General features: G+C 39.9%; 16 protein-coding genes and 1 tRNA gene. 13 read left to right on the plus strand and 4 right to left on the minus strand.

Going from position 1 to position 15,990, the window contains the following annotated elements; genetic code table 11:
* Positions 1-111: 111 nt before the first annotated feature.
* Positions 112-1,659, plus strand: a complete 1,548-nt coding sequence (locus tag ACFFGV_RS03270; RefSeq protein ID WP_377345132.1) for a rhomboid family intramembrane serine protease — start codon at positions 112-114, stop codon at positions 1,657-1,659.
* On the opposite strand, the gene ACFFGV_RS03275 is transcribed toward ACFFGV_RS03270, so the two are convergent.
* Positions 1,635-2,528 carry a hypothetical protein gene (locus ACFFGV_RS03275; protein ID WP_377345133.1) on the minus strand — a complete coding sequence of 298 codons (894 nt, stop codon included), beginning with the start codon at positions 2,526-2,528 and terminating at the stop codon, positions 1,635-1,637. The genes ACFFGV_RS03270 and ACFFGV_RS03275 overlap by 25 nt on opposite strands.
* 81 nt (positions 2,529-2,609) lie before the next feature.
* Between ACFFGV_RS03275 and ACFFGV_RS03280 the strand changes: the two genes are divergently transcribed.
* From ACFFGV_RS03280 to ACFFGV_RS03320, 9 genes are all read left to right on the plus strand, one after another.
* A complete protein-coding gene (locus ACFFGV_RS03280) occupies positions 2,610-3,656 on the plus strand; it encodes a M42 family metallopeptidase (RefSeq protein WP_377345134.1) in 1,047 nt (348 codons plus the stop codon).
* A gap of 125 nt (positions 3,657-3,781) precedes the next feature.
* Positions 3,782-5,188: a spore germination protein gene (locus ACFFGV_RS03285; protein ID WP_377345849.1), complete on the plus strand. Its 1,407-nt coding sequence runs from the start codon at positions 3,782-3,784 to the stop codon at positions 5,186-5,188.
* 65 nt (positions 5,189-5,253) lie between these two features.
* A complete protein-coding gene (locus ACFFGV_RS03290; RefSeq protein WP_377345135.1) occupies positions 5,254-5,454 on the plus strand; it encodes a YqgQ family protein in 201 nt (66 codons plus the stop codon).
* A 10-nt stretch (positions 5,455-5,464) separates the two neighbouring features.
* Entirely contained in the window at positions 5,465-6,424 is a 960-nt protein-coding gene (locus ACFFGV_RS03295) for an ROK family glucokinase (protein WP_377345136.1), read from the plus strand.
* A 567-nt stretch (positions 6,425-6,991) separates the two neighbouring features.
* Entirely contained in the window at positions 6,992-8,869 is a 1,878-nt protein-coding gene (locus ACFFGV_RS03300; RefSeq protein ID WP_377345137.1) for an LTA synthase family protein, read from the plus strand.
* Positions 8,870-8,974: 105 nt separating this feature from the next.
* A complete protein-coding gene (locus ACFFGV_RS03305) occupies positions 8,975-9,838 on the plus strand; it encodes a M14 family metallopeptidase (RefSeq protein ID WP_377345138.1) in 864 nt (287 codons plus the stop codon).
* 88 nt (positions 9,839-9,926) lie between these two features.
* Complete coding sequence (locus tag ACFFGV_RS03310) at positions 9,927-11,042, plus strand: YqgU-like beta propeller domain-containing protein (RefSeq protein WP_377345139.1); 1,116 nt, start codon at positions 9,927-9,929, stop codon at positions 11,040-11,042.
* Positions 11,043-11,738: an ABC transporter ATP-binding protein gene (locus tag ACFFGV_RS03315; RefSeq protein WP_377345140.1), complete on the plus strand. Its 696-nt coding sequence runs from the start codon at positions 11,043-11,045 to the stop codon at positions 11,736-11,738. It abuts the gene before it with no gap.
* 39 nt (positions 11,739-11,777) lie between these two features.
* On the plus strand, positions 11,778-12,557 hold the full coding sequence (locus ACFFGV_RS03320) for an ABC transporter permease (protein ID WP_377345141.1): 780 nt from the start codon (positions 11,778-11,780) through the stop codon (positions 12,555-12,557).
* Between the two features lie 70 nt (positions 12,558-12,627).
* Here the strand turns inward: ACFFGV_RS03320 and ACFFGV_RS03325 are convergent, their stop codons facing one another.
* Positions 12,628-12,810, minus strand: coding sequence for a DUF2759 domain-containing protein (locus ACFFGV_RS03325; protein WP_377345142.1), 183 nt, complete (start codon positions 12,808-12,810; stop codon positions 12,628-12,630).
* A gap of 243 nt (positions 12,811-13,053) precedes the next feature.
* Here ACFFGV_RS03325 and ACFFGV_RS03330 point away from each other — a divergent pair, with 243 nt between their 5' ends.
* Both ACFFGV_RS03330 and ACFFGV_RS03335 read left to right on the plus strand, forming a co-directional pair.
* Positions 13,054-13,680 carry an MBL fold metallo-hydrolase gene (locus tag ACFFGV_RS03330; RefSeq protein ID WP_377345143.1) on the plus strand — a complete coding sequence of 209 codons (627 nt, stop codon included), beginning with the start codon at positions 13,054-13,056 and terminating at the stop codon, positions 13,678-13,680.
* A gap of 71 nt (positions 13,681-13,751) precedes the next feature.
* Positions 13,752-14,795 (plus strand): SAM-dependent methyltransferase, encoded by a 1,044-nt coding sequence (locus ACFFGV_RS03335; protein WP_377345144.1) that lies wholly within the window; start codon positions 13,752-13,754, stop codon positions 14,793-14,795.
* 79 nt (positions 14,796-14,874) lie between these two features.
* On the opposite strand, the gene ACFFGV_RS03340 is transcribed toward ACFFGV_RS03335, so the two are convergent.
* On the minus strand, positions 14,875-15,117 hold the full coding sequence (locus tag ACFFGV_RS03340; RefSeq protein WP_377345145.1) for a DUF2626 domain-containing protein: 243 nt from the start codon (positions 15,115-15,117) through the stop codon (positions 14,875-14,877).
* 318 nt (positions 15,118-15,435) lie between these two features.
* On the opposite strand from ACFFGV_RS03340, the gene ACFFGV_RS03345 reads away from it, so the two are divergent.
* Positions 15,436-15,822 carry a Spx/MgsR family RNA polymerase-binding regulatory protein gene (locus tag ACFFGV_RS03345; RefSeq protein ID WP_377345146.1) on the plus strand — a complete coding sequence of 129 codons (387 nt, stop codon included), beginning with the start codon at positions 15,436-15,438 and terminating at the stop codon, positions 15,820-15,822.
* Between the two features lie 63 nt (positions 15,823-15,885).
* On the opposite strand, the gene ACFFGV_RS03350 is transcribed toward ACFFGV_RS03345, so the two are convergent.
* Positions 15,886-15,957 (minus strand) — tRNA-Gln (locus ACFFGV_RS03350).
* Between the last annotated feature and the right edge of the window lie 33 nt (positions 15,958-15,990).

Here is a 15,990-nt window from a genome sequence, read left to right on the forward strand (position 1 = left end):
CATCTTTTTTTAAAAAACTGTGTTGGGTTTCTAGAGAAGAGGGAAAAAGATGAGTGTCTTTTTTTCATAACAGGATTGATCCCATGATAAGATAAAGAGAGGAGGGTGAATATGTATATAGAAGAGTCTTATTATTTTTGGAGATTAGCTTCAGATATTATGATCAATCATGAATTTGAAGTGCTGCAGCTAGATGAGAACAAAGAGGAAATATGGTTGGAAAGAAGAGATAAAAATACAAGCTATGTTGTTCGCCTTTCTCACCAATCCTTTGATTGGGCAAATCAGATCAAACAGGATCAACGTCTATTAGAGCAAAATGTTAATCGAGTTAAAAAGGTTTTAGCGAGTAGGAAACTTGTCATACATAATGTATATATTGCTCAATATCCTCCTGTCGATGATTGGGAAGAAGTAAGTAAAACGAGAAATCTAAATCAAAACAAGAATATTACACTTCATACGTTTTATTTGGATCATATGGGAAGAGCGGAGGAAATGAAAAAGCTGTATCATACATTATCGTTACCTGAACCAGACTTCCAGCAGCCATCCGAAATGGAAATGGAGCAAATGATTGGCTATTTACAGCAATCCATAAAGAATAATCATGAACGTAAACGAAAAGAAAGACAAGAGATCTTTGCTTTTGGCAAGCCAATTTTGACTTATCTTCTTATTGCTATTAATTTGATAATGTTCACTATAATCGAGTGGAATGGTGGCAGCACGGATACTTACACACTGGTGGAGTATGGAGCTAAGTATAATCCAGCTATAATTGATGGGGAATGGTGGCGCATTGTTTCGAGTATGTTCCTCCATATCGGCTTTCTCCATATCACGCTAAATATGCTTGCACTGTATGTTCTCGGTAGTGTAGTGGAACGAATGTATGGCAGTATCAGGTTCCTTCCCATATATTTTATAGGCGGTATTGTTGGCGGACTAGCAAGCTTCGCATTTACACCAAACGTTGCTGCCGGCGCATCTGGGGCTATATACGGACTATTTGGAGCTTTGCTTTTCTTTGGAGTCGTGTACCGTAAATTATTCTTCCAAACGATAGGGATGAACGTCATTATCATATTAGTATTAAATATTGGCTTTAGTATCGTTATGCCACAGGTGGATAATGGCGCACATTTAGGCGGTTTACTTGGCGGCTTCCTAGCATCCAGCATGGTCCATCTCCCTCGTAATAAAGCTTGGGGAAGACAGTTGGGTAGTTTAGCTCTTATTGCTGTAGTTGCTGCAGGGCTTGGCTATTATGGGTTGAACCATTCCGACAATCATTATGATGCTGCTATTCAGGCACAGGTCGGTAGTGGTTATCTTCAGAATGATGAATTTGATAAGGCTATTGATATAGCGAATCGTGCGTTACCCCGTACCGAAGAAAACAACGATTTACTCTACTTCGTTCGTGGCAATGGCTATTATGGTCAAAAGGAGTACGAGAAGGCAAAAGCTGATTATCAGAAAGCTATTTCCTTAAACGCTAATCGTTTTGAAGCCTATATCAATTTAAGTATCATTTACCGCGATGTAGAACAGAATCAATCAGAGGCTTTGAAGCTTGCAAAAAAAGCGCAGAGTATTGACCCTGGAAACGAAAAAGCTAAAGAGATCATTCAATCTTTGGGAGAATCTGGATAGCGCTGCGTGAGTTTTATTTTCTTCCCCTTGCTATTTTCATATATGACAAGCAGATGTGTGCCTCCTTTGTCAGCGAGTATGAGAGGGATATAACTTTTGAACGTCTGATCAGACGATTTTTGACTTTCCACTGCGAAATCTAACACATAATTCTTGTAAAGTCCTTCCCATAGCTGGCCAATCACTTGTTGTGTTTGTTGCTGATTGAGTTGCGGGAAGGGCTTTGATATATAATCAGGTAAAGAAGTTAACGGAATACTTTCGTAATCATTCTTCGGTATTTGAAAATGGTTAATTAATTGATTCCATTCGTATAAAAGCTGCTGATTTGTAGCATGATCTAACGTCTTTTTCCATTCGCTTTGGGTATTATTTTCTGGTTTTTGAAAGGATTCCAGCGGTGTCATTGGTGAATCCACAACATACAATTCAGCTTGTGACATATCCTGGATGCTTTTTATTTTATCATCTGGATAATGAACCTCTCCGTGATGATAGGTAACCGCTTGGTAATGTCCGCTATCCTCTCCATGAACATTCAATTCCAGAGCTACATTTTGACCGCTTTCCTTCCACTTACTCAATATGCCTCGTAAATGACCATTTGCATATAGAAGCGAAATATCCTGTCTTAAATAAATAGGTTCAGCTAAAGTGGAATTGGTTTTCCATTGAATATCATATTCGTCTTTGTCGCTTTCCGATAATAAGGTTAAAGAAGTAGAGCTTTGTTCCAATTGTTTTGTGTCATCTAATGGGAAATATTTTACAACTGTTTCATCCAACGGAAGCCAGTATTGTTTGGATACTACTAGTAAAATGATGCAGAGAGCTATGCCAATCCCAACATACATATATGCTTTTTTCATCGTTCTTCCCCTTTTTTTTGGACATCCTTTGTGTTTCATATGTATGATAAGGAATAAGTAGATATGAAAGGGGTTTTGAAAATGAATGTTAAAGAAGTGGAGCACATAACTACATATTTAGAAAAATTAGTCCACATGCCTAGCCCGTCAGGATATACGAAAGATATCATTCAATACTGTGAGGGTTTCTTTCAGGAAGCAGGAGCAAGTACTTCTATTACGAATAAAGGCGCCCTCATTGCTACAATGGAAGGCGAGAATCAGGAACATCATCGTCTCTTAACGGCTCATGTCGATACGTTAGGGGCTATGGTGAAGGAAATAAAATCCGATGGAACGTTACGCTTATCTATGATAGGTGGCTTCCGGTGGAATAGCGTGGAGGGGGAATATTGTACTATCCATACCGCTAGTGGCCATGCTTTTAGAGGGACGATTCTCTTGCATCAAACCTCTGTACACGTATATAAGGATGGAGATCAGGTTAAACGGGATGAAGAGAATATCGAGGTGCGAATAGATCAGCAAGTTACATCGAAGGAAGATGTAAAACAGTTAGGAATTCATGTAGGAGATTTTATCTCCTTTGACCCCCGTTTTGAGAGGACAGAGAGTGGGTTTATTAAGTCAAGACACCTGGATGATAAAGCCAGTGTTGCAATACTTATGGAACTTGCTGCTCAACTAAAGGCGCAAAACAAAACTCTACCTTATACGACTCATTTTTATATCTCTAATAATGAAGAAATTGGGTATGGCGGTAATGCAACCATACCTGAGCAAACAGTGGAATATCTCGCAGTCGATATGGGCGCTATAGGAGATGGTCAAACAACGACAGAGTATGTAGCTTCTATATGTGCAAAGGATGCTACTGGTCCGTACCATTTTGGTTTGCGCCAACATCTTGTCCATCTGGCCCAAAAGCATAGCGTAGCATTTGAAGTAGACATCTATCCGTATTATGGTTCCGATGCTTCTGCAGCTATAAGGGCTGGGGCAGATGTGAAGCATGGGCTCGTAGGACCTGGTATAGATGCCTCTCATGCATTAGAGAGGACGCATGTTCTCTCCCTCCACCATACGTATCAGCTATTATGGTTTTATATCTTTTCCGAACTTGTGTAGGATGTATGCTTTTATAGGTTTGGGCAAACACTTAGACTAAACCTTTTAAAAGTCAGGTGAGGAGATTGCTGGAAGATACAAGGAAACAGCCGCTATTTGATAATTTCGATGATAATGTAGAGTACATGAAAGAAAGAATGGGCGTCGATAAGAGCTTTGATATTATTCAATTAGACTTGGAATATGCTGGACGACGTATGGCAATGTTCATGATTGATGGTTTTGTCAAAGATGAGATATTGCACTATTTGATGGAGTTGTTATCGAGGCTTTCCCCAGAACAATTAGAGCCAGACCCTTTCGAAAAGTTATTAAGAACTCATTTACCATACGTCGAATTAGATTATAAAGAGGATTTAAATGAAGCCGCTGATTGGGTGCTGGCAGGTCCTACAGCATTATTCGTCGAGGGTATGAATGATAAGATTATCACAATTGATGCAAGGACCTATCCAGTGAGAGGCCCACAGGAACCTGATGTGGAAAGAGTGGTCAGGGGAGCGAGAGATGGGTTTGTGGAGACCATTATCTTTAACACAGCCTTGACTAGGAGGCGTGTTAGAGATAGATCTTTACGGATGGAATACATGCAAATAGGCAGACGGTCTAAAACGGATGTTTGTCTTTGTTATATAGAAGATATAGTGGATATGGATAATGTAAAACATTTAAAGAGTAATTTAGAGTTGATAGATACAGATGGATTGCCAATGGCAGAAAAAACAGTAGAAGAGTATTTAAGTGGAAGGCATTGGAACCCGTATCCAACAATCAGGTACACCGAAAGGCCGGATACAGCTGCTGCTCATTTATACGAAGGTCATATTTTACTCATGATAGATGGATCACCAAGTGTAATGATTACCCCTGCCACGTTTTGGCACCATCTACAGCATGCAGAGGAGTACCGTCAAAAACCCTCCGTGGGAGCATATTTACGAATCGTTAGATTTTTTGCAGTATTCGCCTCCCTATTCATCTTACCGCTCTATTATTTGTTTTCCATGGAACCTTCCTTATTACCCAGGGAATTATCTTTCATCGGTCCTTCTGAAATAGGGGTGTTGCCTTTAATTGCGCAATTCCTAATTGCAGAAATAGGCATAGATACGTTGCGCATGGCAGCGATTCATACTCCTTCTGCACTTGCTACGGCACTGGGTCTTGTAGCAGCAATTCTTATAGGGCAGGTTGCAATTGAGGTTGGGTTATTCTCCAATGAAGTAGTGCTATATCTTGCAGTAGCCGTCATTGGCACATACTGTACACCAAGCTATGAGCTGAGTTTGGCAAATCGATTAACAAGGCTGTTCTTGCTTGTTCTGACTGCATTCTTCCACGTAAAGGGGTTAATGATTGGAGTAACGATTTGGATTTTATATCTAACCTGGATGAACACCTTTCGAACTGCATATCTATGGCCGTTTATACCATTCAACTACAGAGCGCTAAGGGACGTGTTGCTCCGTTCTCCAATGCCACTAAAAAACAAGCGACCTTCCTTTCTTCATACACGAGACTCTGATAAGTAAACAGAATCAGGGTCTTGTGTTTCTTTTCCTTAACACGCTTGCTATAATAAATGTGGTGATTATAAATGAGAACAATATATGATGTGCAACAATTATTAAAAAGGTTTGGAACATTTATTTACATAGGTGACCGGTTGGCTGACCTGGAAATGATGGAACAAGAAGTAAAGGACTTATTTCAGGCGCAATGTATTACGAAAGAAGAGTTTCAAATGAGTACACTCCTGCTGAGGCAAGAAGCATCGAGATTAAAAGATAATAACTGAGGTGATGGATATGAGTCAACAGCATTTAATTGGGATCGATATTGGCGGCACCACTGTTAAAATTGCATTCGTTACATATAAAGGAGATATTCTTCATAAATGGGAAATCCCTACCGATAAGGAAGAGGGCGCAATTGGAATTGTACCGGATATCGCTGCTTCTATAGAGGAACAACTAATAGCACAGTCACTTCAATCTAAAGACTTTGCAGCAATTGGAGTAGGGGCACCAGGCTTTATTGATGTGGAAAGTGGTATTGTTCACGAAGCCGTCAATATTGGCTGGAAGAATTATCACCTAAGTGAGAAATTGCAAGAGGCCACAGGCTTTAAGGTCTGGGTAGAGAATGATGCTAATCTGGCTGCACTAGGTGAGAATTGGAAAGGATCTGGAGATCAGGCCCAACATATGCTTGCGGTGACACTTGGTACAGGCGTAGGGGGAGGAATTATTGCTAATGGTCAGCTATTACATGGTTCGAACGGAACAGTTGCTGAAATTGGCCATATGACCGTAGAGACAGAAAACCCTCTTCCATGTAATTGTGGTAAGGATGGTTGTCTGGAAACGGTTGCTTCTGCTAGTGGCATTGCTAAGATTGCAACCTTAGAGATTAAAGATGGTAAATCTACTAAACTCTCAAGTATATTAGATAGACAGGGTTCTATTACTGCAAGAGATGTATTTCAGGCAGCCTCTGAAGAAGATCAAGTAGCCCAGGATGTCCTTGCATATGTTATCGACCACCTTGGTAGAGCAGTTGCCAATCTTGCTATTGCTTTAAATCCTTCAAAAATTGTTATTGGTGGTGGTGTTTCCAAGGCTGGAGATCAATTGCTGCTGCCATTAAGAGCGGCTTTCGACCGTTACGCTCTAACCAGAACATCCCAGGCTGTTGAATTTGAAATTGCCTCCCTCGGTAATGATGCAGGTGTTATCGGAGCAGCATACCTCGCCAAAAGAAAATAAGTAGGACAAGACTCGTCAGAAATACATCTGGCGAGTTTTTAATGTAAGCCTCTAGTTAAGCCTGCTGTTGATTTTTTGTACAACTCCCTTATGTGGGAGACAAAGGAGAAAAAGCCGAAAGTAAGGAGGTTCACCTAAAGTCGCTACATCCTGCAGGAACAATGGCCGTCTCCATCTCGTGTGGGGACACACCGCAGCCCCTGCCATCAACAAGCTCTTTCAAAATCCTCTGGCAAAACCATCTCGAGACCAAATCTTTCACTGTAACCCATTTCCTCATTACCTGGATAGTATCATTCCCTTTAAAGAACGTTGGATAAGCAAGTACGTTGCCCTATAGGTGAAATAGGGGGTTCCTTTTTAAGGAGAAATTTTATACAATCAGGATTGTATGATGAAAATGTAAAAAAATAGTTAAGAGTTTATGAAACTTTTTTGAAGGTCAAACCGTCATATAGAGAGTACCCTGTTTAGAATACTATGCTATGTGGTACTTTATTTAATTAGAATTATACGGAACTTAATTTGAACTTAATGGACCTTTTACATTTTAGGAGGAAAGGTAACATGAAGCCTTTAGAAAATAAGCTACCCTTTTATGCTATAGCTGCGTTGTTATTCGCAGTGAAAACGTATATGGTATACCGGTTTACATTTGATTTGGATATAGACAACTTCCTCCAGGAAATTATCCTGTTAGTTAATCCTGTAGCTACAGCATTGGTGTTGTTTACAGCAGTAGTCTGGTTTAATGTAAACAGACAAATTAAATATACAAGAAGAATCGCTGTGCTATTATCCTTTATTTTATATTTTAACGTATTATATTTCCGATCCTTTTCGGATTTTCTTACGATTCCAGTATTATTCCAAACGAATAATGTGGGAGATCTGGGTTCAAGCATAACAACCCTCATCCAGCTTCAGGATATATGGATGTTTTTAGATGTAATTGTTATTTATGTTCTAAGTAGGTATGTGTCTCGAGATATGCAGCCACTTCATACGAAGGCTAAGCTACGGGCGTCAGTTATTGCTGTAGCATTATTAGTAGGGAATGTGGTATTGGCAGAAATTGAGCGTCCTATGTTATTTGTACGTACGTTTGATCGTGAGTATTTGGTGAAGAATATAGGGGTTTTCAACTATCATCTGTATGATATCGCACTGCATTCCAAATCAAAGGCTCAACGTGTTATGGCAGATGGAAGTGAAATTAAACAAATTGAAGAGTACACAGATAAGCACATGAAAAGCGATCAGCCTTCTCCATTGGAAGGAGTAGCAAAAGACAAGAATATCATCTATATATCAGCAGAATCGATTCAGAGCTTTGTAATTAATAAAAAGATTAATGGAAAAGAAATTACTCCATTCTTAAACGACTTAATTGAAAACAGTTATTACTTTAACAACTTCTACCATCAAACAGAGCAAGGAAAAACATCTGATTCGGAGTGGGTAGTAGAAACCTCACTTTATCCGCTCTCAAGAGGTGCTGTATTCTTCACACACTCTGAGAATGAAACCAATGCAGTACCTGAGATTGTTAGTAACCATGGATACACCTCGGCGGTATTCCATGCCAATAACAAAAGTTTCTGGAACCGGAGTGTGATGTATGACACATTGGGATATGATGAATTCTTTTCAGAAAGTGCGTATGAGGTAACACCGGACAACTCCATCGGCTGGGGTTTAAGTGATAAAGACTTTTTCAAACAATCTATTAAGCATCTCAAATCTCTGGAGGAACCATATTATACCAAATTCATTACGCTCACCAACCATTTCCCATTTGAAATGCCTGAGGAGCAGCAAACTATTGATAAATATGATTCCAGCTCCAGTACGCTGAATAATTATTTCACAACCGTGAAGTATATGGATGAATCAATAGAGCAATTCTTTCAAAACTTAAAGGATGCTGGGGAATACGAAGATTCTATTATTGTTATTTATGGGGATCACTATGGCATCAGTGAAAATCATAATAAAGCTATGAGCCAATTCCTGGGCAAAGAAATTACTCCTTACGAGCATGTGCAGTTACAGCGTGTTCCGTTAATAGTCCATATACCTGGGCATGAGGATAATCGCACTATTTCAAAGGTTAGCGGTCAAATGGACTTAAAACCAACTATTCTAAATATGATGGGGATAGACAGCGAGCAAGGCGTCAGCTTCGGTACTGACTTGTTTACTAATGATGTCGATCCTTTCGTTGTGTTGCGGGATGGAAGCTTTATTACGGAAAATTATCTGTACACGAGAGATACATGCTATGACCGTGACTCAGGGGAAGAGGTGGAATCTACTCATTGCGAACCATTCAAGGCAAAAGCCCAAACAGAGCTGGATTATTCCGACAGTGTCATTTATGGTGATTTACTGCGGTTCTACAATGCTGAATATAAAGAATCAAGTGAAACGGAAACTAAATAAGTATAAAAAAGCATGTTACCCCAAGGGTAGCATGTTTTTTGTTCTGTATACCGTGGCTTTCCATATAATATGGCAAACCAATATGTATTGAGGAGTGTGTATATTATGTCATCTCTTACCCTATACGACTCTAGTCGTTTGTATGAACAAATAGATAGGCTGGGGATACTATACCCAACGATGCGCACCCAAATAATAGGTGCTTCTGTACTTGGGAAACCATTAGTCGAATTACAGCTTGGGAGTGGAAAGAAAGGAATCCACTGGAACGGGGCGTTTCATGCGAATGAGTGGATTACTACCCCATTATTAATGAATGTGTTAGAGGTATATGGGACGGAGATATGCATGATTTTGAATGAAAACGATGCATTTTTGTCTATAGTTCCCATGGTTAACCCAGATGGTGTAGACCTCGTCCATTATGGGTCTTCTGCCGCTGCTGAATATCGATCATTAGTGGAATCAATTAATAAAAAGGAGCAGCACAAAACGTACACAAGCTGGAAAGCAAATATTAGAGGAATTGATTTAAATAACCAATTTCCAGCAGGCTGGGAGCTAGAGAAACAACGAAAGCCAAAGCAACCATCTTTTCGAGACTTTCCAGGGTACTCTCCTTTGTCAGAGCCTGAAAGTATAGCAATGTATGAGTTAACGAATTGCTATTGCTGGCACAGGATGCTCTGCTTTCATTCACAAGGGGAGGTCATTTATTGGGGATACAACCATCAGGAGCCAGACCGATCCCATGCAGTGGCAGGTGAGCTTGGAGCATGTAGTGCATACATACCTGTCCATGGCGTGGACAGTCATGCTGGGTATAAGGATTGGTTTATTCATCATTTTCAGCAAGAAGGGTACACGATAGAAGTAGGAAAAGGGATTAACCCGTTACCAACATCAAGCTTTTCCACGTATTTCTACCAAGTCAAGGAGATTTGTTTGAAAAGTGTACAACTAAACTGATCAATGACGAGAAGCAATAACTTCCCTTCTAATGGAGGAGAAATGTTATAATTTTCATGGAAAGGAAAATATAAAGAGGTGAGCTTGGATGAAGAAAGCGACAATGCTTCTTCTTTTTTTATGGTTGCTTGCAGGATGTCAAACAGTCATTCATCAAGGTGATAATGTCGAACAAAAAACGATGTCTATAATTCACAAGGAGCTGTCCCCCTCTTTTCTTACACAGAAAATACAACACATTCCCTATGGTCGTGTTGCCAGCGTACATGGTTTTATAGGTGATGACACAATTGTGTATTCCTCTATAAGAGAAAGATGGCACGTAAAGACAATGTCACTTGAAACAGGTGAGATTACATCTATATATCAAACGGAAAATCCCATAGTAACTGTCCGGCCTGATCCACATTTCATGTACACTTTTATGGAGGAAAAAACACCTAATGGCGGTTCTTTAATTACCATTGTTAATAATGATGGAAAGGTCATTCATCAACAGAGCATACAAGCATTAGAAACAGACTGGAATTGGAACTCCTTTCAAAAGGGGAGTGGTGTGCTTACAGCATATTTAGAAGAAGGAGCTTCAAGCGTCACCAATATTCACATACAGGAGGATGAGGTAATAGATTCTCCACTACCAGTGCATGCTTATAATAAATGGATGAATGAACACCAACTAATAAGTTTTAATTGGGGAAAAGGATTGAACCTTGTAGCGGATCTAGAGTTATATGATACTCTGACAGGCACTACTACCACTTTTGAAAGAGACGTCCTTGCTTTTGAAGCACAAAAAGCTTATTACATGATTGTTCGTCCTGAAGGGGAAAATGATAAAGGTACTTTGCATTTTCAGTTCTGGGATAAACAAACTTCCGAAATAGTAGCCAGTTTTTCCATCCCTATGCTCCAAACCCATTCTGGACACTACTGGCTTCCATCGTATGATTGGAATCCTGATACTAACCACTTTTATACGTTTGCACCAAAAAGGTCCGCATCTGTGCTGGAATATAACGAGCCATATGAGCTGATTCAATTTTCTATTGATAGAAATAGGGAAGAGGTTATTGTAACAGATACCACTCATACCCCGATAGTTTGCTCCACGAATAATCTTTGTTTAGTAGGGGAAAGAGGAACAAAGGTGCTGCACGTGCCGAGTGGGGTTATACAGCATGTAGAGGAAGGGGAAAGGTAAATGGATGACGTTCTGTATCATTTTCAACACATACATAAACATACATTACAAGATGTTAGTTTTCAGGTGAAGAAAGAGGAGAAAGTAGTGGTATTTGGTCCTTCTGGAGCTGGTAAGAGTACGCTGTTGCATCTATTTAACAGACTTCAGGATCCAGAAGAGGGAACTATCCTATTTAAAGGAAAAGATATTACTACATACGAAATCCCAACGTTGCGTCGTGAAGCGGGGTTAGTACTGCAGGCTCCTAATTTGTTTCCTGGGACGGTACTCGACAATATCAAGTATGGACCTGAGCTATGCAAAAGGTGGAAAGATGAATATGCAGAAAAATTATTAGAATATGTGCAGCTTCCAAAGGAAATGTTGCACCGAGTGGTGGACCAATTGTCTGGCGGAGAGAAGCAGAGAGTGTCCTTAGCAAGGACGTTAGCTAATGAACCGGACGTATTATTGTTGGACGAACCAACCAGTGCATTAGACCAACACACAATGGAAGATATAGAAGAAGTGTTGAATAACTTAATTCGAGTACACCAGTTAACGATGGTTATGGTAACCCATAATTTACGGCAAGCTAGAAGACTTGGAGATAAAGGAATCTTCCTATCTGATGGTAGGATTGAGGAGGTTGGTCCCATTGATGAGCTGTTGGACAACCCGCAATCAGAGAGTTTGAAATATTTTTTAGCTTAGCACGTTCATCTACCTAATATAAACGGAAGGAGAAAGAAGATGTCGCCGGATATTTCTAACACGTCCTTATTATTTCTATTAGTGTTTGTATTTGTACCGTTAACTTTATCCTATTATTATCAGCTTGGTTTGAAAAAGGATATTATTTGGTCCTCCCTTAGAGGTACGGTGCAACTATTTTTAATTGGTTACGCATTAACCTATTTATTCGATCTTCCACCATTAGTTGGAATCCCGCTTATGTTGACAATAATGTTGTTGGTAGCAAGCTTCCATGCTAGAAAGAAAGGGGCTGGCATCCCTAACGTCCTTCTGACCATTTTATTGGGGCTTGTTCTCATTGAAGGAAGTGTTCTCTCCCTGTGGTTAGTAGCTGATATGATTGAGTTTACGCCTTCTGAAGTCATACCGATGAGCGGGATGGTAATTGGTAACAGTATGGTGGCTATGGGGTTAGCGCTTGATCGGATGAAAAGTGAATTCAAAGAGAATAAAGGAAGAATCCTGGCAGCGTTGGCCCTTGGCGCTACACCGAACCAATCATCCAAGTTACTGATTAAACAGACATTGAATGCCTCGCTTATTCCTAATGTAGATAAATTGAAAACCATTGGGCTTGTCCAGCTGCCAGGGATGATGACAGGGTTAATTCTAGGCGGGGTAGAACCTGTTATCGCTATAAAGTATCAGCTCGTAATATCGTTAAGTATTTTTTCTGCGGTCACCCTAAGTACCATATTTGTCACCTTAATGAGCTACCGCTACTTCTATAACGACCGAATGCAATTAATAGATATGGGTACGGAAACGTCGTCTTAGAAAGATGCATAAAAAATCCTAGTACAGGTGCTTGTACTAGGATGGTTACGGAACGTATAAATGGTGCGGATTAATGACCGCCACCGCCGCCGCTTGTAAATTGTGAGATAATCGTCATGATGGAAAAGAATCCAAATACAAGGGTAGAAATACCTGCGAATGCAACAGCAAACATGTTTCTTGTTTTAAATTCACGGAATACTGCCAATGCACAAAGAATGGTTACAAGTAGCATCATAATAGCCAAAGTCATGGTTGATAAACCTCCCTTTTACACTATCACCGTTGAATACGGTGTGGTTGTTTATTACAATTAATATGTATCTTTTCTATTCTCCTCATACATTTTAAACGACTTTTGTTTGTTTGTCGAGATACAGATGGCAGTTTTCGGAATTATTTTTTTTAAGTACTTAGAACAACGAAAATACCGTAAGCGCGGGAATCGTAATCGCTTACGAAAAATTCAATTTGTCACTATATTAGGAGGAATACCATGGAAATAGAACAGCTTCCCCTTGGACCACTCGGTACTAATTGTTATTTACTTGTAGAAGGAGATCGTACATTAATTGTAGACCCAGGTGGAGATGCAGAAAAGTTAATTAGGATGGTGGAGAGGAGAAAGCTTACACCTGCAGCTATTCTCTTAACCCACGCTCATTTTGATCACATTGGAGCAGTAGATGAAGTAAGAGAGCGCTATAATATAGACGTGTATGTACACGAACTTGAGAAGGATTGGTTAATGGATGCTAATCAAAACGGATCCTCCTTCTTCCCAATGGCGACTCCACCGGTTACTGCAAGACCAGCAGATTACTTCTTAACAGAAGGGACACAGACAATTGACAAATTTTCCTTTGAAGTACGACATACACCAGGTCATTCACCAGGCAGTATAACCTTCCTATTTCAGGAGGATCATATCGCTATTGTAGGGGACACTTTATTTCAAGGCGGAATTGGTAGAACAGACCTTCCCGGGGGCGACATGAATACGCTTATGGACAGTATAGAGCAAAAAATATTAACCTTGCCTGGTACCTTCACGGTTTGTCCTGGTCATGGAAGCACTACGACAGTTGACGAAGAAAAACAAAGTAATCCATTCCTATCATAAAACAATATATCTAATCATATAGATAAGAGTAGCCCTAACAGGCTGCTTTTTATTTTTGGAATAATAAGGATGTGATTCCTATACAAGACACATTTATTCCATACGACACTTTTATCGAGCGAGCATTGTATCATCAAGAGGGCTTTTATGAAAAAAAAGAGGCGAAAATTGGACAAGCTGGGGACTTTTATACTTCTGTATCGATTAGTCCATTGTTCGCTCAGCTGATGGCTCTCTACTTTATACGAACCAGTAGAACGTATTCCCTTCCTCTTCATATTTGTGAAATAGGAGGAGGAGATGGTAGCTTCGCCAAGCAGGTATGTACAACCATAGAAGAACATCAGCTAGAATATCATTACTTTCTTGTAGAAAGAAGCAATCAACACCGAGATGAGGCAGCGAAAGTATTGCAGGATTTCACATACTGCACTATTTACGAGAGTCTGGAGCAACTAATGGAAGAGAGCGATGGTTGGGAAGGGATCGTATTCTCTAATGAATGGCTGGATGCTCAACCTGTAAAAGTCTTGGAAAGAATGAGAGACACCTTCTTTGAAATAGGTATTTCTGAAGTGGAAGGACAATTTCAAGAAATGAAACGACCGGCTGACTACTTGTTATTGGATTTCTGTAACAAATACCAATATATTCTGCCGGAAGGGTTTCGGCTGGAGGTTCCTCTTTATATGCCCTATTACGCGGCATCCTTGGCTACACTGCTTAAAAGGGGAGTGGTAGCTACAATAGATTATGGGTACACCCATACAGAATTACAGCATCCTGCCCGGCGCGAAGGTACATTGAGGGGCTATCAAAACCATATTCAATACAAGGATTATCTATCCAACCACACTTCTATGGATTTAACTCATCACGTCCATTGGGACACGTGGGATCAAGCATGTGAGGAGGTTGGGTTGATAAATATGGGACGGTTTAAGCAACAAGAATTCCTCATGGAGCAAGGGATTATAGAGCATCTTCAACTAGCTTCAACCCATAATCCTTTCAGTGAACAACAGAAACAAAACAGAGCCATTCGCACCTTTATAATGGGAGACCAGCTTGCAAACTCCTTTGATGTAAGCCTTCACCAAAAAGGTATCACATGAAAAACCCCTTAACGTGAAACCGTTAAGGGGTTTTAGCATGTATTCGTGCACGCTTGGCTATTCCAGTTTACATCCATTCTTAGTGTCCGAAAGACGGCGTGAGAATAAATGAAGAGTAGTAAGTGAATCCAATGAAGAATAGCGTTAAATAAGCACCAAATATGTACATGTACATACGCTCAGATAGTTTTAAATAGCTAAGAGCTACAAAGAATACGGTTTGCACTAAACTAAGCATTGCAGCGTCATGTAGTTCACCGACGAAAAACATGACCGTAAAGATACCTGTCCAGAAACCTAGGACGCGAAACATACGATCCATATAGAATCCCCCTCCTTTAACACAAAGGTGACTTATCATCGTAATTATAAACGACTGGTGCGGAAATGTAAATGAGTACGTGAAAACCTTATCATGAACTTTTCTGACAATCTTATGGCCATCGTGATGGATCATTAATGTGTGTTGAATAGTAATAATATTGGCTTGATGTTTATTACCCTACCCTTATTTCATGAAAATAAACTACATATTTTTGAAAAAACTTAAGGCAAATAAGTGTACAAATATTGTACAACGGTTATACAATATACATAACCTAAACGATACTTCTAATTACATGAAGGGGAGCGATGAAGTGTGAGTGGACTTACTTTTTTTACCTATCCAAGCTGTACATCTTGTAGAAGGACGAAGCAATGGTTGAACAATCAGAATGTGCTGTTTAAGGAAAGACATATTTTTCGAGAAACACCAAGCTACGATGAGCTATTACACATTTTACGATTAACCACTAATGGAATAGATGAAATATTGGCCACACGGGGAAAAACATATAAATCGTTAGACGTAGATGTAAACGATCTAACCATCTCTGAGTTCATTGAACTTGTCATGAAGGAACCTAAGCTATTACGCCGTCCTATTGTTACCGATGGAGATAAGCTTGTAATTGGATATAATGAAGATGGACTGCGCAGCATCACACATATGAAGGAAAATTTCCTGCTATCAAATATTTCGTAACAATCTACAAGAAGAACCCTGATGCTGCTTGTGAAAGCGTCAGGGTTCTTCTTGTAGGTTGTACTGGGCTAGCTGGATTCGAACCAGCGCATAACGGTACCAAAAACCGCTGCCTTACCGCTTGGCTATAGCCCAAAAAGATTACAACCTTATCATGTCATCCTTTCC

The sequence above is a fragment of the Pontibacillus salicampi genome (genome assembly GCF_042434395.1).
Taxonomy (GTDB): Bacteria; Bacillota; Bacilli; order Bacillales; family BH030062; genus Pontibacillus; species Pontibacillus salicampi.